The organism is Methylobacterium sp. 2A (assembly GCF_009806555.1).
In the GTDB taxonomy this organism is placed as follows: domain Bacteria; phylum Pseudomonadota; class Alphaproteobacteria; order Rhizobiales; family Beijerinckiaceae; genus Methylobacterium.
Genome location: NZ_VUOK01000055.1, coordinates 32,885 through 53,177 on the forward strand (window position 1 = coordinate 32,885; position 20,293 = coordinate 53,177).

Consider the following 20,293-nt stretch of genomic DNA (forward strand, 5'->3'; position numbering starts at 1 on the left):
CCCGACCACCGCAGTCCAGGCGAGCGCGTCCGCAGGCCTCGCGGACGGTGTCCAGAAGTCACTGCGCTTCGGAAGCTCAGCCGGAAACTGAGGCGGTGGGTTGGACGGCCGATCAACGGTCGCCCGGTCCTGTGTCGTATCCCATGCGAAATGGTTGACCGCCCGGGCGAAGCCTTCGCGGCCCGGCGCCCGGCGGTCAGTCCGCCAGGGCGCGCCGGACCGCCTCCTCCTCGACCGCGCCGGCCAATCGAGCCAGACTCTCCGGGGATGCGGCGATCAACAGGCCGCCAGCGACGCAGCGTACGCCCGAAAGACCATATCGCAGCACGGTTCCGGCCTGGCCGCAGCGTACCGTGAGGTCACCGAATCGACCGGTGATCGCGTGCGGCACGATATGCAGCCGCCGCTCCCCATGCAGGGCGAAGACGCGTTGGGATGCGTCGAGGGCGACCGCCGCGGCGGCGTCGAAGTGCAGGAACCCCTCGGTCGAGAGGGGGCGGTCCCCGGTCACGAACCGGTCGAGGACGGCGATGCCGGAGAGATCCTCCAGCAGGACGAAGGCGCGGACATGCTGGTAGTCGGGTCCGTGAACGCTGGTCTCGATGCGGTGCAGAACGCCGTCGCCCAGGCGGACCGGCGCCTGAGCGAGCCCCGCGCCGGCGCCGGGCTCGCGGCCATCCGGAACCACGACGTTATGCGCCCGCGCCGCGGGCAGATGCCGCCCTTCCCCCTCCGTGATCCAGCGAAAGCCCCCCGCCGCGAAGGTGAAGGCGGTGCAGTCCCGATGATCCTGCGGATGGACCTGCTCGGAGAAATCCGCCGTGAAGGCGGCCCATCCAGATCCGTCATCCGGCCGGCGCAGGCTGAGGACACCAAGCCGCCCGGACCTGACGGGGCGGGCCGCGGCGCCGTCCGACGCTCGCGCGGGGGTGGCCGGCGCTCCGATCGCGGGGCGCGCCCGCGAGGCCGCCAGCCGTCTCAGCCAGCCGACGCGGTCGGGATGGTCCGGCGCGTCGTCGAAGGGGGGCAGGGTGCCGTCCGGCTCGAACAGCGCAGCGAGGCCGGCCCAGGCCCTCGGCACCCGCTCGTCCAGGAGTCCGGCCAGGGCGGCCAAGTCGGCCAAGTCGGCCAAGTCGGCCAGATCCGGCCGGGCGTTCAGAATCGGCATGAGGACGAGCGCGAGGGTGAGGATCTCCAGGCGGCGGTGATACGAGGGCTCCGCGATGCCCCCCTCGGGATCGATCAGCGCCGCGAAGCCGCGCCGGAGCGCGATCGTCGCGAGGCCGATCCAGTGTCGGGCCATCGGAAAGGATGGGAGGGCGAGGCCCGCCGCCAGCAGCGCGGCGGCGACCTGGACCTCCAGCGGCGAGCCCGCCACCGTGTGCTGGGCGAGGATCTCCGCCAGCGCGGCGGCATGCCGGACGACCTCGCCCCCCAGGATCTCGACGGCTGACCCGTCCTCCGCATCCTGCGCGGCGGCGGCGAGGAGACCGAGCAGCGCTTCCAGGCGCAGCGCCATGCAGGCGGGGTGCAGGCTGAGGCTATCGGCGGGCCGGCCCCAGGGATTCGCCCGCGACCAGGAGAGCGCCGCCGCCACCGCCCGGGCCCGGACCGCGGGGTCCTGGCTCTCGGCGCCGCCGCAGGCCCAGGCCAGGGACTGGAAGGCCAGGCGCCAAGCCCGCGACTGGAACGGGTCGGCCGCCCAACCCGGGACGTCCGGCAGCGCCCAGGCGGGATGGGGCGCGATCCGGACCGCGCCGTCGGCGAGGACGCAGACATCGGGTCCGTCCCGCAGGCGCGCGAAGCCGCGCAGCGGGGAGGGCCGCTCCGCCAGGGCGGCGGAATTGAGGTAGGGCCGGATCGAAGGCGCGCCGGAGCCGCTCTCCGCAGGGGAGCCGCCGATGCGGCCGAGCAACCGGTTCAGGAAGGCCGCGGCCCCTGGATTCGTGTCGTCCGCCAAATCCGCCAGCCGCAGGTCGTCGTCGAGCAGGACGTCCGGCACGCCGGCCAGTGCGAGGTCCGAGCCCTCGTCCCAGGCGGCGAAGCCGACCGACAGCGTCGCGGCGCCGGGCGGCGGCGTCAGCTTCAGGGTGAAGCGGTAGGCTTGCCGATGCACCGGGATGTCGAGGAAGGCGGGAACCGCCAGCGTGGCCAGGGTGCCGGGGTAGGGGGGCGGGATCGGGTCGCCCGCCGCGTCCCGGAAAGCGATCCGGGCGAGGGCCCCTTCCGTCCGCCCCCCCGCAATCGCCTGCCCCACGGCCAGCTGCCCCACGATCACCTGCCCCTTGAGCACGAGGGATCGGCCCGGAACGAGGCCGTGCCGGAACCAGACCGGCTTGGACCCGAGGGCGATCCGCCCGTCCCGCGTCAGCCGGCCCTGCGGCGCCGTCCCGGCCCCCCGGTTTCCCGGGGCAGGTCCCGCCGGCCGGATCTCCGGATCGACGATCCGGAACGGCTGCGCGTTGCGCCAGCTCCGGATGACGACGGTCACCTCCGCGGCGGGCGCCGGAAGGAGGAAGCGGCGCCGGATGAGGCGCGCGCGCGCGCCGGCGCCGTCCCCGGATCGGGCGGGGCCGGCGATCCAGTCGCCATGCGCATCCATGGAGGTTCGGGCCAGGCCCGGGACATGGGCGAAATCGACCTCGGACCGGTCCTGCGCCAGGAACGCGAAGCCGATCGCCGCGAAATCCTTGGCGGCGGCCGCCGTCTCCGCAGCCGCGCAGATCATGCATGCGCTGAACTCATACCATTGGTCGGCGGCGAGGCCGGAAAACACGAGAGCGATCCGGGACCACCGATTCCTGTTGCCGACGACATGGCCCCCGGCGAAAGGCGCAGCCCCCGGGTCCGCCCGCACCGATGCGGGCGGAAGAGCGTGTTGTTCGTGCATCGGGTCTGGCAATTCTCGCAGGATCAGCGTCGGCCGGGCAGCAGGTGATCGGTGGTGCGGCACCGCAGCATGGCAAATTTGTTTTGTCCATGGACCATAGAGATCTGTAAAATTTGCCTCAAACCACCGTCGATATTGCGGTCAAGTCTAAATTTTTTGACCTCATGCGATCGGTTGTGATCTGGCACGGGACCTGACAAATTGTTGACCCAATCAGCGACCTGGGTGAGCGTGAACCAGCAGTTAAGAATTCTACCGCTCAAAGCATTATCCAATCCATGTACTCGAACGCAACGGAAGGAGCTGGGTGACAATGTACGTCGTTGTGGACGATAGACCAATCGTCACGGAAGGATATGTCGCCAGTTTCAATAGGGAGGGTGTTTCTTCGGTTGGGTTGCTGTCTTCCGAATTTGAAGACTGGCTGCAGACCGCACCCTCGACCGACCTCGATGCGGTTCAGGGCTTCCTGCTGGGCGATGGCGACCAGCGGTCCGACTGGCCGGATCTGATCCAGAGGCGGTCGCGCGCGCCGATCATCGCGATGATCGAGACCCGCTGCCTGAGCGAGACGCTGCAGCTTTTCAGGGCCGGCATCGACGACGTCGTGCGCAAGCCGGTCCATGTCCGGGAGATCCTCGCCCGGACCGAGGCCGTGTGGCGGCGCTCGCAGCGCGAGGCGGCCAAGGACACGGCCGTGATGGACCGGACCGCGCGGCTGAAGGTGTATTTCGACGGCCGCGACCCGGATATCGACGGGGAGAAGATCGTGCTGCCGCGCCGCGAGCGTCAGATCCTCGAGTTCCTGGTCCGGAACCGGGGGCGCCGGATGACCAAGGAGCAGGTGTTCAATGCGGTCTACGGCGCCTTCACCGACGATGTCGACGAGAGCGTGATCGAGGGCCACATCAGCAAGCTTCGCAAGAAGCTGCGGCAGAAGCTCAGCTTCGACCCGATCGAGGTGCGGCGTTATCTCGGCTATGCCTTCGTGAATTGAGGAGCCGGGCCGCCGCTGCGGTCGTGCGACGGGCGGCCCCGGGCGGCCGGCGGCACGCCTCCGCAAGCTTCGGACAAGACAGCCCGCGCAAAGATCCGCCGACAGGCAAAAGCCACGCTGTAGCGGACCGTCCATTCAACGCGGCGGTCAGGGACAGGTTCCCGGATCCGGGGCTGCCCTGCCGCCGTCCTTGCCAAGCCGGAAAGCCGACAGGTCATGAACCCGATCTTTCTGTTCAATCTCGCCTCCCGGCAGTTGCAGCACCTCACGGCCCGCCAGGCCGTGATCGCCGGCAACGTCGCGAACGCCAACACGCCGGGCTACCAGGCCCGGGACCTGACCCCGTTCCGGGACGTGCTGAACAAGACGGCGCTGTCGATGGCGGCGACCCATGCCGGCCATCTGGAGATCGACGGGCCGAGCGCGCGGCCCGCCCGGGCGGCGGCCTCGGACGGCTGGGACGTGGTGCATTCCGGCAACTCGGTGAACCTCGAGGAGCAGCTGATGAAGGCCGGCGAGGTGAGCCGGGATCAGGCCCTCAACGGCGGCATCGTGAAGTCCTTCAACCGCATGCTGGCGATGAGCGTGAAGTCCGGCCAATGATCGATCCCCTGGTCGCCTCCTCGCGAATCGCCGGCTCCGGCATGGGCGCGCAGTCCGAGCGGATGCGCGTCATCGCGGAAAACATCGCCAACGCCCAGTCCACCGGACAGACGGCGGGCTCGGATCCCTACATCCGCAAGACGATCACGTTCCGCACGGCCCTCGACCGGGCTTCGGGGACCGCGGCCGTGGCGGTCCGCCAGATCGGCGAGGACAAGGCGCCGTTCAAGGTCGAGTACGATCCCGGTAATCCCGCGGCGGATCAGAACGGCAACGTGAAGATGCCGAACGTGAACATGCTGATCGAGATGGCCGACATGCGCGAGGCGAACCGCTCGTACGAGGCCAATCTGCAGATGATCAAGCAGACCCGCGCGATGGTCTCCGGCATCATCGAACTCCTGAGGCCGTGATGATCCAAACTCTCGCAGCCCTCGCAAGCACCTCCGACAAGACCTCCGTCTTCGGGCCGGGCGAATTCGGCCTGGCGATGCCGGGAGTTCGGCAGGCAGCCCCCACGGCGGGCGCCGCCACCTTCGGCGATCTCATGACGCAGGTCGCCGGCCAGATGCGCGACACGGTGAAGACCGGTGAGGCGACCGCGATCGCCGGGATCCAGGGCAAGGCCTCGACCCAATCGGTGGTCGAGGCCGTGATGTCGGCCGAGCAGACGCTCCAGACCGCGGTGGCGATCCGCGACAAGGTCGTCTCCGCCTATCTCGAGATCGTCCGCATGGCGATCTGACGCGGCCGCCGCGGCACGCCCGATTCGGGGCCGCGCGCCGCCGGCACCCGAACACGGATCCCCCCTTTTCCGGCAAGGACTTGATCATGAGAGCGCTCGCCATCGCGGCCACGGGCATGAACGCCCAGCAGCTGAACGTCGAAGTCATCGCCAACAACATCGCGAATCTGAACACGACGGCGTTCAAGGCGGCGCGCGCGGAGTTCAAGGACCTGATCTACCAGGCGGAGCGCCCCGCGGGCGTGCCGATCCAGGCCGGTGAGGGGGCGATTCCCGAAGGCGCCATGCTGGGCCTCGGCGTCCGCAACACGGCGATTCGGAACCTGCATCGGCAGGGCCCGCTCACCAATACGACCAACCCCCTCGATCTGGCGATCAACGGCCGCGGCTGGTTCCAGGTCACGATGCCGAACGGCGAGATCAACTACACCCGCGCCGGCTCCTTCAACAAGAATGCCGACGGTCGCCTGGTGACGGCCGAGGGCTACAGCGTCGATCCCGCGATCATCATTCCGCAGAACGCCGTCGACGTGATGATCAACGAGACCGGGCAGGTCATGGTCAAGGTGGACGGCCAGCAGATGCCGCAGACGATCGGTCAGCTGCAGCTCGCCAACTTCACCAACGATGCCGGGCTCGAGCCCCTGGGCAACGGCCTGTACCGCGAGACGGCGGCCTCCGGCCTGCCGGTGACCGGCTTCGCCGCCGATCCGGGCTTCGGCAAGGTGCAGCAGGGCTACCTGGAGAATTCCAACGTCGATCCGGTCCGGGAGATCACGACTCTGATCTCGGCCCAGCGGGCCTTCGAGATGAACTCGAAGGTGATCCAGGCTGCCGACGAGATGGCCGGCACGATCTCGAAGGGCATCCGCTAAGATCATGACCCGAGACGCTCACCCCGTGCGGATCGCGGCGCGGATGACCCGGGCCCTGGGCGCCGCTCGGGTGTTCGCCGCCTGGACGCTCGGCCTCGCCGCACTTCCCGCCGCGGCGGCGGATCAGGTGCTGCCGGTGCCGGTCGCGACGATCTACGCGGGCGACGTCATCAAGCCGACGATGCTGCGCGACCAGACGTTTCCGGAAAATTACAGGCCGCGCCAGCCGATCGTCGATTCGGCAGCGCGGGCCGTCGGCAAGATCGCGCGGCGCACGCTCCTGCCCGGCGAGACGATCCCGTCGATCGCCCTCGAGGAGGCGAAGCTCGTGACCCGCGGCGCGCCCACCGTGATCGTGTTCGAGGAGCACGGCGTCACGATCTCGACCCAGGGCACCGCCTTGGCGAACGCTGCCGTGAACGAGCCCATCAGCGTCCGCAACACCGCCACGGGGCGGGTCGTCCAGGGCATCGTCCTGCCGGACGGCCGCGTCCGGACCGGGCAGCCGTGATGCGCAGGTCCTTCCTCCTGCTGGCCGGGATGATCCTGACCGGGCTCTCCCTCTGGCCGGCCCCCGCGGCGGCGACGCGAATCAAGGACATCGCCGCGCTTCAGGGGGTGCGCGACAACCAGATCGTCGGGTACGGCCTGGTCACCGGCCTGCAGAGCACCGGCGACACGCTGCGCAATTCACAGTTCACCGAGCAATCCCTGCAATCGATGCTCGACCGGCTGGGCATCAACGTGCGCGACCAGCGGCTGCGGACCCGCAACGTCGCGGCCGTGATGGTGACGGCGAATCTGCCCGCCTATATCGAGCCCGGCTCGCGGGTCGACGTCTCGGTCAATTCCATGGGCGACGCGACCTCCCTGCGCGGCGGCACCCTGCTGATGACGCCGCTCTCGGGGGGCGACGGCCAGGTCTACGCGGTGGCGCAGGGCGCCCTCGTGGTCTCGGGCTTCAGCGCCACCGGCCAGGCCGAATCGCTGATCTCGGGCGTGGCGACGGCCGCGCGGATCCCCAACGGCGCGCTGGTGGAGCGGGCGGTCGCCGGCACGTTCCGCGACCTGCCGGGCATGTCGCTCGAACTGAAGAACCCGGACTACCAGACGGCCGTCCTGGTCGCGGACGCGATCAACGCCTACACGCTGCAGAAATACGGCCACCGGGCGGCGAGCCCGCGCGACTACCGCACCGTGGTCCTGTCCCGCCCCGGCCATGTCGGGCGGACACGGTTCATGGCCGAGATCGGCGAGTTGCAGGTCCAGCCCGACATCCCCGCCAAGGTGGTGATCGACCAGCGGACCGGCACGGTCGTGATCGGCCGGAACGTCCAGATCTCTACCGTAGCGGTGACGCACGGCGACCTCACGGTGCGCATCACCGAGTCGCCGCAGGTGTCGCAACCCGCGCCGTTCTCGGACGGCCAGACCACGGTGGTGCCCCGGACCGACATCCAGGCGGGCGAGCAGACGGCCCGGCTGGCCATCGTGTCGGGCCCCGACCTCCAGACCCTGATCCGCGGCCTGAACAATGTCGGGATGAAGCCGACGGACGTCATTGCGATCCTCCAGGCGGTGAAGACGGCTGGCGCCCTGCAGGCGGAACTGGTGATCCAATGACCGGCTCGACTGGGAAGTCCCGCTGGCTCGGCCTCGCTCTCGCGGTTGCCGCAGCGCTGCCGGTCGCCCCGGCGGTCGCCCAGCAGAAGCCGGCCGACGCGAAAGCGGAGCCGGCACAGCCGTCGCAATATTGCGCGGGCATCGCCAACGCGGCCGCCGATGCCCGCTTCACGTGGCAGAAGGAGACGCTCGCGGCGCTGGCCAAGGATGTCGAGGCGCGGATCGGCCAGCTCGAGGCGAAGCGCGCCGAGTACGAGACCTGGCTGAAGCGCCGGCAGGCCTTCCTCGCCAAGGCGGATGAGAGCGTCACGGCGATTTACGCCAAGATGCGCCCCGAAGCCGCCTCCCAGCAGCTGACCGCCATGGACAGCGAGGCGGCGGCCGCGATCCTGACCCGCCTCGAACCGCGGGTCGCCAGCGCGATCATGAACGAGATGGATCCCGGCCGGGCCGCACGCTTGGCCAACGTCATCACCAACACGCCCCCGAAGGAGCCGGTGCCGTTCCGGCCCGATGAGGACATCAAGGCGCCGCCCGTGCCGCGTTCGGACACGGGGGACGGCCGCCCGCAGAACAGCGAGAAGTCAGGATGAAGCGGCTCGTGTGCACCCCGCCGCAGGGCAATCCGGATGCGCGCCGGCGTGCCGCCCGCAAGGGAGGCCAACGCGGGGGATCGGAGACGATCCGGCTGGCGGCGCGCTCGGGCGCAGCGCTCGCCGCCGTCGCGGCGCTCACGGCGCTCGGCGCCTGCGCGACGCCGGTCCAGGAGATCGGCAAGGCGCCGGCCCTGAGCCCCGTGGGATACGGCATCGATCCGAATCACAACGCGGTGCCGCCACTGGCCGTCGCGTCGGCGGCGGCGGGCTACCACTCGACCTGGGCCCAGCAGAGCGCCGACCTGTTCCAGGACCCGCGCGCCAAGAATGTCGGCGACGTCCTCACCGTGACGATCGCGATGAACGACAAGGCGCAGTTCGACAACACCACCGATCGGTCCCGCGATTCGCGGGTCAAGTCGAGCCTCGACGTCCAACTCGACCTGTTCGGTCTCACGCCGGAAGCGAAGAACCACTACGAGGTCAACGGCAACACCTCGACCAAGGGGCAGGGCACGATCGACCGCAAGGAGCAGCTCAACCTGTCCGTCGCGGCCGTTGTCACGCACGTCTTTCCCAACGGCAACCTGATGATCAGCGGCTCCCAGGAGGTGCGCGTGAACTACGAGGTGCGCGTGCTGAACATCGCCGGCATCGTGCGGCCGCGGGACATCTCGCGCACCAACACGATCGACTACAACAAGATCGCCGAGGCGCGGGTCTCCTACGGCGGCCGCGGACGCCTCATGGAGGTGCAGCAGCCGGCCGTGGTTCAACAGGTCTACGACCTCGTTTCCCCGTTCTAGGGCGTGTCGTCGATGGGGTGTGGACCCGATCCGATCGACGGCTCCGGGAAGTCCCGGATCGTCCTGGTTTCAAAAGGTCTGCGGCCTTTTGCGGGTGCAGGGCGGCGCCCTGCGCGATGACGTCGGGGCTCCGCACCGACACGCCGCCAAAGGCCTTCAGCCCTTAGGGAACCCGGTTCATCCGGGTGAACCGGGATCGCGTTGGTCGCTGGCACCGGCGCGGCGCGGGGGAGCGCGCCGCAACACGGCCCTCACCGCGTCCCGCTCCCCCGGCGCGCGAGCGCGGGTCACATCACAGGCTCAGAGGCTCCGCCTCGAGGTGGAGACAAGCGATGGCATCCGATTCCGAAGCCCCGCGCAAGGGCCGCTGGCTGCTGCTCCTCGCGGTCCTCACGGTCCTGGCGATCGGGGTCGGCGCCGCGAGCGGCTTCTACATGATCACCCGGGTCGAGAAGGCCGTGGACGAGCGGAAGAAGGCCGAGGAAGAGCACGTCCAGCCGGTGGCCAATTACGATGCGGGATTCGTCGTGAAGGGCCTGGGTACGGTGGTGACGAATCTGGCGAACCCCAGCGACGTCTGGGTCCGCCTTGAAGCGTCGGTCGTGGTGAAGGCCGGGGCCTTCGCCAATCCCGACGTCGCCGCGGCCGAGATCCGACAGGATATCCTCGGCTACCTGCACACGGTGTCCCTCGCTCAGATCGAGGGGCCGAGCGGCCTGAGCCACCTGCGGGAGGATCTGGCCGAACGGGTCCAGGTCCGCAGCAAGGGCCAGGCCCGCGACTTCTTCATCGAAACGCTCGTCGTCCAGTAGGGCGACCGGCCGGCCCCTTGGCCGTGCCGAGATTCATCAGGACCGGTCTCGCCATGCTGCGTCGCGTCTCTCTGGCGGGCCTGCTGCTCCTCGTCGCCACGGCCGCGAGTGCCCAGGGCTTCAGCCTCGATCAGGTGCTGCCGCCCGGGAACGGGTCGATCAGCGGGCGGATGATCCAGCTCGTCGCGCTGATGACGGTGCTGTCGATCGCGCCGGGCCTTCTCGTCATGGTGACGAGCTTCACCCGGTTCGTCGTCGCGCTCTCATTCCTGCGGTCGGGCCTCGGCCTGCAGAGCTCCCCGGCCAACATCGTGCTGATCAGCCTGTCGCTGTTCATGACCTTCTACGTCATGGGACCGACCTTCGACCGGGCGTGGCAGGACGGCGTCCGCCCGCTGACCGAGAACAAGATCACCGAGGAGGAGGCCTTCGCCAAGGTGACGGCGCCGTTCCGGGATTTCATGCTGGCCCATGTGCGCCCCAAGGACCTCGACACCTTCGCGGAGATCGCGGCGGCGAACCTCCCCAAGGCCCCGGACGGGGGCCGGACCGACCTGCGCGTGCTGATTCCGGCCTTCATGGTCTCCGAGCTGCGGCGCGGCTTCGAGATCGGCTTCCTGATCGCGCTGCCTTTCCTGGTCATCGACATGATCGTCGGCATCATCGTCATGTCGATGGGCATGATGATGTTGCCGCCGACTGTCATTTCGCTGCCCTTCAAGATCCTGTTCTTCATCCTGATCGATGGATGGAACATGATCATCAGCGGCCTCGTGAAATCTTATTTTTGATCGCTTGAACATCTGACAGGCATCGACTCAAAAATTCATACCCGGCGAACCAAAATCTCGGACACGCATTGACTTCGGCTTCGGAATTCTGCATGTGCTCCTTGTCGGAGCGCAGAAGGTCGAGCCGCCGGTATCAGGCGTGTCGCTATTCTGCTTGTCTGATCAATAGCAGATTGATCTTCGTGCTCGGCACGTCGGATCAAAGGCATGAGGCCGCTCTGCTATGCCGGTGAAAATCCGGCATGTCCCATTTCCATGATTGATGAAGGGACATCTTTATGACGAGCTTGTTGACCAACACCGCCGCGCAAACGGCGCTCACCACCCTGAAGCTGACGAACCAGAGCCTGGAGCAGTCGAGCAATCGCATCTCCACCGGCCAGAAGGTGGCGACCGCCGCCGACAACGCCGCCTACTGGTCGATTGCCACCACCATCCGCGCCGACAACGGCTCGCTGGGCGCCGTGAAGGACGCCATCGGCCTCGGCCTGGCGACCGTCAACGCGGCCGTCTCGGGTCTTGATGCCGTCAAGAACTCGTTCCTCGAGATCAAGAACCGCCTGACCGCCGCCCTGAACCCGAACGTCGAGCGCGGCAAGCTGCAGACCGAAATCAACGCCCGCCTGACCGACCTCCGGACGATCGCCTCCAGCGCGGCGACGAACGGTGAAAACTGGCTCACGGTCGATTCGGGCTCGGGCAACTACACGGCCGAACGCAAGATCGTCGCGTCGTTCAGCCGCGTTCAGGGTCAGATCGCGGTCGGCACCGTGACGGTCAACGTCGACGAGACGAAGCTCTACGACGCCGCGGCCGCGGGTGGCACGGCCTACGCGGACGCGGCCGGCGCCTCGGGCGGCTCGGGCAGCGCGATCGAGACCCGCGACAAGGCTCAACAAGACTACCTCAGTGCCCAGGCAACCTTCAACGGCAGCAGCAAGGACGCGACCGCGGTCAAGGCTTGGAGCGACGCGCAGGACGCCTGGGCCAACGCGCAGAAGACCTTCGCCACGGCTGTCTCGAACGCGAACGCCGATCTCATCAAGAACGCGACCGGCGCCGGCGCGTCCGGCTCGACCGCCAGCGACGGCACGGGCGGCATCCTGAACAAGAAGTATGCCGTCGTCGGCGCCGATGAGAACGGCTACGACCGTGGTTACTCCTTGAGCGTCGACAACATCGACATCTCGGCGATCCAGAACCAGGACCTGTCGAAGCTGCGCGCTTACGTCAACCTGGCTGAGAAGGTTCTCACCAACATCACCAACGTCGCCACCAAGCTCGGCGCCGTGCAGAACCAGATCCAGACGCAGTCGAACTTCGTCGACGGCCTGATCAAGGGCAACGAGAAGAGCATCGGCATCCTGGTGGACGCCGACATGGAAGACGAGTCGACCAAGCTGAAGGCCCTTCAGGTCCAGCAGCAGCTCGGCGTCCAGTCCCTGTCGATCGCCAACCAGAGCACGCAGCAGATCCTCAGCCTGTTCCGCGGCTAAGGTCTACCGCTCATCAAACCGCATCCGCCTCCGGGCGGATGCCGGCCGCGCGTCTCCGGGCGTGCGGCCTTTTGCGTGGCACCGGGCCTCCGGCGGCACCATCCCCACACAAGATTGATGCGCCACCCTGGCGTCCCGCTCCCACGGTGGAGGTCTGAGTCCCGTCGATGCCCGGTCGCGCGCATTTCGAGAAGCTTTGGCAGAACATTCTCGAGCTCGGTCCCCGGCGGCTGATCGCCTTGGGACTGGTCGGGCTGACCGTGTTCCTGGCCGTGGGCCTGGGCGCCTATTACCTGAGCCGCCCCCTGCGGGAGACCCTCTATGCGGGCTTGAACCGCGACGACGTCACCCGGATGGGCGCCGTGCTCAAGGATGCCGGCATCCCCTTCGACGTCAGCGCGGACGGGACCTCGCTCCTCGTGAGTTACGGGCAGACCGCCCAGGCGCGCATGCTGCTCGCCGAAAAGGGGCTGCCCCAGAGCGGCAAGGCCGGATACGAGCTGTTCAACGACCTGGGCTCGCTCGGCCTGACCTCGTTCATGCAGGACATCACCCGGGTCCGCGCCCTGGAGGGCGAGCTCGCCCGCACGATCCAGACGCTCAAGGGCGTCAAGGCGGCCCGGGTCCACATCGTGATGCCCGATCCCGGCTCGTTCCGCCGGGAGCAGCAGCCCGCCACGGCTTCGGTGGTGGTGCGCACGGAGCCGGCCAACGATCCCGCGGTCGCCCCCGCCATCCGGCAGCTCGTGGCCGCCGCCATCCCCGGCATGAAACCCGACAAGGTCACGGTGCTCAACACCGACGGGACCGTCCTGCTCGCGGGCGACGACGCCACCACGGCGCCGGCGGGCCGGCTGGCGGGGCTCGAACAGACGATCAACCGGGAGATCCAGGACAACATCCGCCGGACGCTCACGCCCTATCTCGGCCCGAACAACTTCGAGGTCAGCGTCGTCGCACGGCTGAACACCGACAAGACCAAGACCGACGAGACGATCTACAATCCCGACCAGAAGGTCGAGCGCTCGGTACGGACCGTGAAGGAATCGGAGAGTTCGCAGAACCGCGCGCCGCAGAAGCCGACCACCGCGCAGCAGAACGTACCCGGCCAGAACGTCCAGGCCTCGGGGAACGAGAGCTCCAATTCCGAGAGCCAGCGCCGGGAGGAGCTGTCGAATTTCGAGGTTTCCACGAAGACGGTTCAGACGGTCAGCGACGGCTACTCGGTCAAGAACCTGTCGGTCGCCGTGCTGGTGAACCGGACCCGGCTCGAATCCCTCGCCGGCGCGGCCAAGGACGGCGCGAAGGACGCGGCCAAGGACTCTGCCAAGATCGAGCTCGAGCCGCAGATCACCGAGATCGAGCAGCTGGTGGCCTCGGCCTCGGGCTTCAACAAGGCGCGGGGCGACCAGATCAAGGTGGCGGCGGTCAGCTTCGTGAACGACGGTCAGCCGCTTACCCCCGTCCCGGCCCTGAGCTTCACCGAGGTGCTGATGCGCCAGTCCGGCACCCTGATCAACGCGGCGACGATCCTGATCGTCGGGTGCCTGCTCATCTGGTTCGGCCTGCGCCCGGCCGTGAACGCGATCCTGGCGCGCTCGCCCGAGATGGGAACCGAACTCGCGCTGGCGACGCCGGACGAGGAGGCCGCCCTCGCGGCGCTGCAGGCCGAGCAGGCCGCCCTGGCGTCGGTGGCGGCGGCGGCAGAGCAGCCCAACCTCATCGAGGATCTGACGGACCAGATGGCCCGCTCGCCGATCCGCAGGCTGGAGCAGCTGGTCGAACTCGATGAGGAGCAGGTCGCCAACATCCTGAAGCAGTGGCTCACCCGCGAAGAGGCCGCGTGATGGCGGTCTCGCGCCCCGTCTGGACGGTCTTCTCGGGCACCGGCCAACGCACCTCCTCCGGCTTCACGGCGCTGACGCCCAAGCGCGTCGAGGCGGAATCGTCGCCGTCGCCCCCGCCGCCGCCGGACCTCGACGCCATCGCGGCTGCGGCCCGGGCGGAGGGTCGCCGGGAGGGGGAGGCGGCGGTCCGTGAGGCCGTGGAGGCCGCCGTCGCGGCGGAGCGCGAGAGCGCAGCGGCCGCGCTCGCCGCGGCCCGGCAGCTTTGGGTCGAGGCGGAATCGGCGGTTCTGGCGGGCGCCATCGCGGAGCAGGCGCGGGTGCTGGAGGCGCACGTCGCGCAGAGCCTGGCGCGCGTCCTCCGTCCGTTCCTGGCAGAGGCTCTGCAGCAGGAGGCGATCCGCGACTTGCACGCGACGCTCGCGTCCCTGCTGGCGGACGATCAGGCCGGGACGGTCGCGGTGACCGGACCGGCGGATCTCGTCACGGCGCTCGTGCGCCGTCTCGGCCTGCCGCCGGAGCGCTTCGCCGTCACCGCCGAGGGCGGTCCCGACCTGCGGATCCGGCTGAACGGAACCCTGGTCGAGACGCGGCTCGGGGCCTGGGGTGAGCGCGTCGCGGCCCTGATCGAGGAGGGCTGAGCGTGCCCGACGGACATTCCGAGATCATCATCGTCCGCCGCGTGGCCAACGACGAGCACGAACACCACGGGGGCGTCTGGAAGATCGCCCTGGCCGATTTCATGACCACCCTGATGGCCCTGTTCCTGGTTCTGTGGCTCATCAAGGCCTCGAACGAGGAGACGAAGACCAGTATCGCCAACTACTTCAACCCGATCAGTCTGTCCGAGGCCCTGCCGGCCCGGAAGGGCGTGAACGATCCGAAGCCCGCCTCCGTGGATCCGAGCTCGGGCAACCTCTCGGCCGATCCGGTGAGGGGCCAGGCACCGAACACAACCGAGACCGAGACCCGGAACAAGAGCAGGCCCCTGCCGCCGGGCTCGGTGGCGCGGGAACGGGAGCTGTTCCAGGATCCCTATTCCGTCCTGGCGACGCTCTCCGCCGAGGCCGATCCGGACCGACCGGAGAGCGCCACGATCGGCGAGCTCGGCCAACCGGGCCGGCGCGGCGGGGATGCGCCGCGCGACCCGTTCGATCCGCTGTACTGGCAGGTGACCACCCTCTCGCCCGCGAAGGCCGACCGGCCCGCATCCACCGGGATCACGCCGCCACCGGAGCGGACCCTGCCCGATGCCCGCGCCGCCGGGGTCCCCGGCGCGAAGGACACCGACGCCAAGGCTGCGGAAACCAGGGCGGGCGAAGGCAAGGTGGAGGGCAAGACGGCGGAGGGCAAGACGGCGGAGGGCAAGACGGCCGACGCCAAAGCCGGCGATGCCAAGGCGGGCGATGCCAAGCCCGCAGACGGGAAGGAGGAGGCCAAGGCCGCAGCGGCGTCCGCCAACGGAATCGGCCAGGGTCCCGACTCCGCGGCGGCCCAGGCCGCGCTGAAGGCCGAGATCGCGAAGATCTTTCCGCCCAACGCGGGTGGCCCGCACGTCGAGGTCCAGGGGACGCCGGACGGGCTCCTGATCAACCTGACGGACGACCTGAACTTCAGCATGTTCGCAGTGGGCTCGGCCGAGCCCCGGCCGGAGATGGTGCGGGCCATGGAGCGCCTTGCCAAGGCGCTCGCCACGCGCCCAGGCCGGATCATCGTCCGCGGCCATACCGACAGCCGACCGTTCCGCTCGGAGGTCTACGACAATTGGCGGCTCTCGACCGCGCGCGCCCACATGGCCTCCTACATGCTGACCCGGGCCGGGATCGGCGAGGGCCGGATCTGGCGCGTCGAGGGTGCGGCCGATCGGACGCCGCGCAACGCGGCGGATCCCAAGGCGCCCGAGAACCGGCGGATCGAGATCCTCCTCCAGGGGGCACCGGGATGAGGCTGATCCCGCGGGCTCTCCGCTCCGCCCATCTCGGCGTTCTCTTTGGCCTGCTCGCGATGGGGTTTCCGGGGCCGGCCGCCACGGAACCGGGCGCGGCGCCGGCACAGCAGGCGGAACACTCCGCGCAGCCGGATGCGGCGCCGGCCAGCGCAGTGCCGGCCGAGTCCGCACCGGCCGAGTCCGCGCCGGTCCCGGAGTTTCAGCCCCGCAAGGATGGCCCCGTGGCGTGGGTGCGCACGCTGCAACTGCTTCAGGACCGAATCGCCGCCGGTTCCCTCACCGCCCATGAGAGCCAGCTCGTGCTGATCGGCCGGATCAACGGCGATCTCCTGAATGCGGCTCGGGAGGTCTGGACCGACCCGCACAATCTGCGGGCCGCCATCGTGTTCGCGCTCAGCGGCGGCGGACCGGCCATCCTGCGGCGCCTGACCAAGCAAGACGGTCTCGGCGAGCCGGAGGTGACGCTCGCGCGTGGGGCCCTCGCCTACGTCGAGGGGCGGGAGGCCGAGGCGAGCCGGCTGCTCAAGGATATCGACATCGCCACCCTGCCGCCGACGCTGGCCGGCGCGATCGGCCTGACGCAGGCCTCGCTCGCCGTGACCGACAACCCGATCCGGGCGATCAGCCTGCTCGATCAGGTCCGCCTGCTCCTGCCGGGGACATTGGCGGAGGAGGGCGCCCTGCGCCGGGAGATCTTCACCCTTGGTCAGACGAATGACCTGAACAAATTCAAGGCCTTGGCGGTCCAGTATCTCCGCCGCTTCCCGCACTCGATCTACGCCGGCAATTTTCGTCAGCGCCTCGCGTATCAGTTGACGAAGCTGGATGTCGGCCAGGATGGCGGCCGCTTCCCGGTCATCACCGGGATCCTGGACGAACTCGATCCCGACAGCCGGAAGTCGCTGTACCTGCTGATCGCCCGGACGGCGATCGAAGAGGGTAAGGCGGGCTCGGCCTTACTGGCCGCCGACCGGGCGCTCGGCCTGTGCGCGCCCGCAAGCCTGGAAGCGACCCAGGCGCGGCTTTACCGGGCCGCGGCCGAGATCGTGAATCTGGCGACGTTCCAGTCCGGGCTGCGGACGCTGCGGGCCATCGACCGCGCCCAGCTGCCGCCGCGCGACAGCCGCCTCCTCGAGACGGCGCTGGCGACCGCCGAGGAGATCCGGCGGGGGCTCCCGAGCAAGCCCGGCCTGCCAGAGGCCGAGACCGCCGGGCCGAAGCCGGCCCAGGCCGCCGCGGACGCCGCCGACGAACCCGCCAAGCTGATCCCCCGGGCCCAGGCCACGATCGATCGCATCGATCTGCTCCTCAGGAAAGCGAACCCGTGACCGCGATCTCCGCCACACTTCAGAAGCCGGCGCCGCAGCCCGACCGGGAGGTGGCGCCGTCGCAGCCGGAGGCCGACGGCGCGAGCCCGCCGGACAAGGGCACCAAGGGCGGCTTCGCGCATGCCCTGCGGGCGGCCTCGGGGAAGCCTGCCGGCGCCCGGGCCGATACCGGTGGACGCCAAGCGGACGAGCCGGATGACGGGACGCCCGGGCAGGGCGAGGCCGCGCAGGCGGTCCAGGGGCTCCCGGCGACCCCGGGGCTCCCGGCGGCCCCGCCGGCCGCCGATCCCACCAACGCGGCAGCGGCGATCCTGGCCAATATCCTGAATGCGCTCGCGCCTTCGGCTCCCGCGGCGGGCGCCCCGCCGGCTGCCACAGGGTCGGTCGCAGGTGGAGTCGGCGCCGCGGACGGAGGTCCCGCGCTCCGTTCCAACGCATCCGCGCCGGCCTCGACGGCGGGATCCGGACCGCTCACGCAGGGCGAACCCGACCTCGGGGTGACGAACGCGGCCCGCCAAGCCGCGTCGCGGACCGACGCAGCGGATCTGGCAGGCACGTCCTTGACCAGCCTGCCCAAGGTCACGGTGCTGGGCAGTGCGGTTCACTTCAAGCCGGTCCTCCCGCAGGTGGCGACGCGCGAATCCGCATCCTCCGCCCTTGCGGCCTCGGCACCGGTTCCACCGGGCCCCAAGGCGGCTGCGTCTCCGCCCATCCAGGTGAGTCTGCCGGACCCGATCGCCGCCGCGCCTCGAGCGAATCCGACCGGATCGCCGAAGCTGGCGACCGCGACGCTGAGCGTGCCCGCTCCCAGCCAACCGCCGAGTCAGTCCCAGCCGGCATCCGGCGTGGAGGCCCGGGCATCCGGCGTGGAGGCCCGGGCGGCCGGCGCCGGGCTGGACAAGGCCGACCTCACCGCCCTCGCCGATTCCCGCGCAGTCACGGGGATTGCTCGAGCCGGCCTCACCGACACCCGCGCGGTCACGGGGATCGCCCGGGCGGTCCTCGCCTCCGCCGGTCGGCCCGAGAAGGCGCAATCCCCCGACCCCGCGGGTCTGGCCGGGGCCGGGCCGGGCCTGCCCGCCGGTACCCTGCCGACGATCGCGACGGCCATCCGGGACGAGCTCGACCGGACAGCCGGCCCCGACGCGGCGGCGCGGGCTCCCCAGACCGATCAGGCGATCCGGACCGCCCCGGACGGGCCGCTGCGCGTCCTCAGGATCCAGCTCAGGCCGGAGGATCTCGGGACCGTCACGGTGGAGTTGCGCCTCACGAACGGCCAACTCGAAACGCATCTGCGCGCCTCGCAACCCGAGACGGCGGCCCTCCTGCACAGGGACGCCGCAATCCTCAGCGATCTGCTGAAGCAGGCCAACTACCAGGCTCAGGTCACCGTCGGCGAGGCTCGCCCGTCCGATACGGGTGGCTTCTCCGGCAACGCGCCGTCGCAGGGACAGTCCGGCTCCTCCGACGGGGGCGCCCGCCCGGGCCAGGGTGGCGACAGGCAGCGACAGGCGGAGCAGGGTGCGGCCGCCGGCAGACGGGAGGGAGAGCGGGGGGATGAAACGACACGTCCTCGCGACGGCGGCGTTTATCTGTAGCGCGGTCCCGGCCGCAGCGAATGTCTGCGAGGCCGAGATGGGCCGGGCCTCCGCGCGCTACGGCGTGCCCCTGGGCGTGCTCTACGCCGTCGGCCTCACGGAGACGGGCAAGCGCGGCTCTCTGCAGCCCTACGCCATGAATATCGAGGGCACGGCCTATTTCGGGACCGGGCCAGGGGACGTGATCGCCCATTTCAGGGAGGCGCGCCGCAAGGGGGCGCGCCTGATCGATCTCGGCTGCATGCAGATCAACCACCTTTACCATGGCGCCAAGTTCGGCTCGGTCGAGGCCATGATCGACCCGCACGCGAATGTCGAATACGCGACCCAGTTCCTCAAGGAGCTGAAGCAGCGGGAGGGCAGCTGGACCCTGGCGGTGGCGCGCTACCATGCCGGACCGAACAACAACGCGGCGCAGAAGGTCTATATCTGCCGGGTGATGACCAACATGGTCGCGACGGGCTTCGGGCAATGGACACCGGCGGCGGCCCGGTTCTGCCGATGAGCATAGCCGGGCGTCGCGATCACAGGCCCCGACAGCTTCCGGAACTGACCTTGACCTCCGTGCGGTCCTCCGGGTTCAGCTGCGCCTCGACGAAGTTCAGCTTGTTGAGGTCGATCAGGAGGAAGTAGACGCCGTTCTGGCACTTGATCGTGTTGCGCGGCGAGCGCTCGTTCAGCCGCGGCGACGCGGGCTGACACTCGTAATAGTCCGAACGCCCGGCCGAGATCACGGTGAGCAGGCCGCCGCTGGAGACGAGGGAGAAGGTGCGGGCCTTGAGCGGCTGCGGCGGCTTCGCTCCGTCCGGTAGGCCGGGCGCCGCGAGAGCGACCGATGCGTCCTCCGTGCACGTCAAGGGGCGACGCAATTGGGCCGCCGAGGGCGCGATGCTCAGCAGGAGCAGCGTGCCGGCAAGAGCGGCCCGGTCGGCGATCATCGGTACGACATCCATGACTCGCGGGTCGTTTCTGCCGCCAAGCTAGGCCGTTATGCCCCCGTGTAAATGCGGTGCGTTCGGCCGGCTGGAACAATCAACAGTTTCACCGCGCTCTCCGAGATCATCAACCCGGCGCCGGGAAGTCAATCCGGGTTTCCGGACGAAGTACCGCCGGACCGGCCGGTATTCGCCAGCGGGATGTTTCCGGCGCCGGGCGATCAGGCCGCCCGCCCTGGGCCGTCGGACGACCCGCGCGGGCGCGGCTCGGAACCCGGGCCACGCCGCATGTTCGGACGCCGGCTTCGCTGTCGCGTTCGGCTCGGAGCGCCCTAGGGTGTGAACCGAACCAAGCTATTGCAAGGTTTGTGGTTTTGTGATTCCAGGCGGCCGTTTTGCGGCCTGG

20 protein-coding genes are annotated in these 20,293 nt (G+C 69.4%); 18 read left to right on the top strand and 2 right to left on the bottom strand.

Annotated features, from left to right (window positions below; translation table 11 throughout):
* Positions 1-196: 196 nt before the first annotated feature.
* On the bottom strand, positions 197-2,776 hold the full coding sequence (locus FVE89_RS24320; RefSeq protein WP_161392772.1) for a heparinase: 2,580 nt from the start codon (positions 2,774-2,776) through the stop codon (positions 197-199).
* A gap of 427 nt (positions 2,777-3,203) precedes the next feature.
* Between FVE89_RS24320 and FVE89_RS24325 the strand changes: the two genes are divergently transcribed.
* From FVE89_RS24325 to FVE89_RS24410, 18 genes are all read left to right on the top strand, one after another.
* Positions 3,204-3,887, top strand: coding sequence for a response regulator transcription factor (locus FVE89_RS24325; RefSeq protein WP_161392773.1), 684 nt, complete (start codon positions 3,204-3,206; stop codon positions 3,885-3,887).
* A gap of 216 nt (positions 3,888-4,103) precedes the next feature.
* Complete coding sequence (flgB, locus tag FVE89_RS24330; protein WP_161392774.1) at positions 4,104-4,490, top strand: flagellar basal body rod protein FlgB; 387 nt, start codon at positions 4,104-4,106, stop codon at positions 4,488-4,490.
* A complete protein-coding gene (flgC, locus tag FVE89_RS24335; RefSeq protein ID WP_161392775.1) occupies positions 4,487-4,903 on the top strand; it encodes a flagellar basal body rod protein FlgC in 417 nt (138 codons plus the stop codon). Before flgB ends, flgC begins: the two co-directional genes overlap by 4 nt.
* Positions 4,903-5,235, top strand: coding sequence for a flagellar hook-basal body complex protein FliE (locus FVE89_RS24340; protein ID WP_161392776.1), 333 nt, complete (start codon positions 4,903-4,905; stop codon positions 5,233-5,235). The genes flgC and FVE89_RS24340 overlap by 1 nt, the downstream gene beginning before the upstream one ends.
* Positions 5,236-5,321: 86 nt before the next feature.
* On the top strand, positions 5,322-6,110 hold the full coding sequence (gene flgG / locus FVE89_RS24345; RefSeq protein WP_161392777.1) for a flagellar basal-body rod protein FlgG: 789 nt from the start codon (positions 5,322-5,324) through the stop codon (positions 6,108-6,110).
* Between the two features lie 43 nt (positions 6,111-6,153).
* Entirely contained in the window at positions 6,154-6,621 is a 468-nt protein-coding gene (gene flgA / locus FVE89_RS24350) for a flagellar basal body P-ring formation chaperone FlgA (protein ID WP_161392790.1), read from the top strand.
* Positions 6,621-7,733 (top strand): flagellar basal body P-ring protein FlgI, encoded by a 1,113-nt coding sequence (gene flgI / locus FVE89_RS24355; RefSeq protein ID WP_161392778.1) that lies wholly within the window; start codon positions 6,621-6,623, stop codon positions 7,731-7,733. Before flgA ends, flgI begins: the two co-directional genes overlap by 1 nt.
* Positions 7,730-8,326 carry a MotE family protein gene (locus FVE89_RS24360; RefSeq protein ID WP_161392779.1) on the top strand — a complete coding sequence of 199 codons (597 nt, stop codon included), beginning with the start codon at positions 7,730-7,732 and terminating at the stop codon, positions 8,324-8,326. The genes flgI and FVE89_RS24360 overlap by 4 nt, the downstream gene beginning before the upstream one ends.
* The gene (flgH, locus tag FVE89_RS24365) at positions 8,323-9,135 is read left to right on the top strand and encodes a flagellar basal body L-ring protein FlgH (RefSeq protein ID WP_246731165.1); all 813 of its coding nucleotides are present in this window, start codon (positions 8,323-8,325) and stop codon (positions 9,133-9,135) included. The genes FVE89_RS24360 and flgH overlap by 4 nt, the downstream gene beginning before the upstream one ends.
* Positions 9,136-9,467: 332 nt before the next feature.
* Positions 9,468-9,947 (top strand): flagellar basal body-associated FliL family protein, encoded by a 480-nt coding sequence (locus tag FVE89_RS24370; protein WP_161392780.1) that lies wholly within the window; start codon positions 9,468-9,470, stop codon positions 9,945-9,947.
* 53 nt (positions 9,948-10,000) lie between these two features.
* Complete coding sequence (gene fliP / locus FVE89_RS24375) at positions 10,001-10,738, top strand: flagellar type III secretion system pore protein FliP (RefSeq protein WP_161392781.1); 738 nt, start codon at positions 10,001-10,003, stop codon at positions 10,736-10,738.
* 278 nt (positions 10,739-11,016) lie between these two features.
* A complete protein-coding gene (locus FVE89_RS24380; protein WP_161392782.1) occupies positions 11,017-12,234 on the top strand; it encodes a flagellin in 1,218 nt (405 codons plus the stop codon).
* 167 nt (positions 12,235-12,401) lie between these two features.
* Positions 12,402-14,081, top strand: a complete 1,680-nt coding sequence (gene fliF, locus FVE89_RS24385; RefSeq protein ID WP_161392783.1) for a flagellar basal-body MS-ring/collar protein FliF — start codon at positions 12,402-12,404, stop codon at positions 14,079-14,081.
* Complete coding sequence (locus tag FVE89_RS24390) at positions 14,081-14,719, top strand: hypothetical protein (protein WP_161392784.1); 639 nt, start codon at positions 14,081-14,083, stop codon at positions 14,717-14,719. The genes fliF and FVE89_RS24390 overlap by 1 nt, the downstream gene beginning before the upstream one ends.
* 2 nt (positions 14,720-14,721) lie before the next feature.
* Positions 14,722-16,023 carry a MotB family protein gene (locus FVE89_RS24395; RefSeq protein WP_161392785.1) on the top strand — a complete coding sequence of 434 codons (1,302 nt, stop codon included), beginning with the start codon at positions 14,722-14,724 and terminating at the stop codon, positions 16,021-16,023.
* Entirely contained in the window at positions 16,020-17,354 is a 1,335-nt protein-coding gene (locus FVE89_RS24400; protein ID WP_161392786.1) for a chemotaxis protein, read from the top strand. The genes FVE89_RS24395 and FVE89_RS24400 overlap by 4 nt, the downstream gene beginning before the upstream one ends.
* On the top strand, positions 17,351-18,952 hold the full coding sequence (locus FVE89_RS31705; protein ID WP_161392787.1) for a flagellar hook-length control protein FliK: 1,602 nt from the start codon (positions 17,351-17,353) through the stop codon (positions 18,950-18,952). The genes FVE89_RS24400 and FVE89_RS31705 overlap by 4 nt, the downstream gene beginning before the upstream one ends.
* The gene (locus FVE89_RS24410) at positions 18,912-19,457 is read left to right on the top strand and encodes a transglycosylase SLT domain-containing protein (protein ID WP_161392788.1); all 546 of its coding nucleotides are present in this window, start codon (positions 18,912-18,914) and stop codon (positions 19,455-19,457) included. Before FVE89_RS31705 ends, FVE89_RS24410 begins: the two co-directional genes overlap by 41 nt.
* A 19-nt stretch (positions 19,458-19,476) precedes the next feature.
* On the opposite strand, the gene FVE89_RS24415 is transcribed toward FVE89_RS24410, so the two are convergent.
* A complete protein-coding gene (locus FVE89_RS24415; RefSeq protein ID WP_246731166.1) occupies positions 19,477-19,905 on the bottom strand; it encodes a hypothetical protein in 429 nt (142 codons plus the stop codon).
* Positions 19,906-20,293 lie beyond the last annotated feature (388 nt).

Excerpts from the sequence above, each read along its gene's own strand:
- FVE89_RS24340 (WP_161392776.1), top strand. The coding sequence starts at position 4,903 with ATGATCCAAACTCTCGCAGCCCTCGCAAGCACCTCCGACAAGACCTCC.
- flgH (WP_246731165.1), top strand. The coding sequence starts at position 8,323 with ATGAAGCGGCTCGTGTGCACCCCGCCGCAGGGCAATCCGGATGCGCGC.
- flgC (WP_161392775.1), top strand. The coding sequence starts at position 4,487 with ATGATCGATCCCCTGGTCGCCTCCTCGCGAATCGCCGGCTCCGGCATG.
- fliF (WP_161392783.1), top strand. The coding sequence starts at position 12,402 with ATGCCCGGTCGCGCGCATTTCGAGAAGCTTTGGCAGAACATTCTCGAG.
- flgA (WP_161392790.1), top strand. The coding sequence starts at position 6,154 with ATGACCCGGGCCCTGGGCGCCGCTCGGGTGTTCGCCGCCTGGACGCTC.
- FVE89_RS24390 (WP_161392784.1), top strand. The coding sequence starts at position 14,081 with ATGGCGGTCTCGCGCCCCGTCTGGACGGTCTTCTCGGGCACCGGCCAA.
- FVE89_RS24400 (WP_161392786.1), top strand. The coding sequence starts at position 16,020 with ATGAGGCTGATCCCGCGGGCTCTCCGCTCCGCCCATCTCGGCGTTCTC.
- FVE89_RS24410 (WP_161392788.1), top strand. The coding sequence starts at position 18,912 with ATGAAACGACACGTCCTCGCGACGGCGGCGTTTATCTGTAGCGCGGTC.
- FVE89_RS24325 (WP_161392773.1), top strand. The coding sequence starts at position 3,204 with ATGTACGTCGTTGTGGACGATAGACCAATCGTCACGGAAGGATATGTC.
- flgB (WP_161392774.1), top strand. The coding sequence starts at position 4,104 with ATGAACCCGATCTTTCTGTTCAATCTCGCCTCCCGGCAGTTGCAGCAC.
- flgG (WP_161392777.1), top strand. The coding sequence starts at position 5,322 with ATGAGAGCGCTCGCCATCGCGGCCACGGGCATGAACGCCCAGCAGCTG.
- flgI (WP_161392778.1), top strand. The coding sequence starts at position 6,621 with ATGCGCAGGTCCTTCCTCCTGCTGGCCGGGATGATCCTGACCGGGCTC.
- FVE89_RS24380 (WP_161392782.1), top strand. The coding sequence starts at position 11,017 with ATGACGAGCTTGTTGACCAACACCGCCGCGCAAACGGCGCTCACCACC.
- FVE89_RS24370 (WP_161392780.1), top strand. The coding sequence starts at position 9,468 with ATGGCATCCGATTCCGAAGCCCCGCGCAAGGGCCGCTGGCTGCTGCTC.
- fliP (WP_161392781.1), top strand. The coding sequence starts at position 10,001 with ATGCTGCGTCGCGTCTCTCTGGCGGGCCTGCTGCTCCTCGTCGCCACG.
- FVE89_RS24360 (WP_161392779.1), top strand. The coding sequence starts at position 7,730 with ATGACCGGCTCGACTGGGAAGTCCCGCTGGCTCGGCCTCGCTCTCGCG.
- FVE89_RS24415 (WP_246731166.1), bottom strand. The coding sequence starts at position 19,905 with ATGGATGTCGTACCGATGATCGCCGACCGGGCCGCTCTTGCCGGCACG.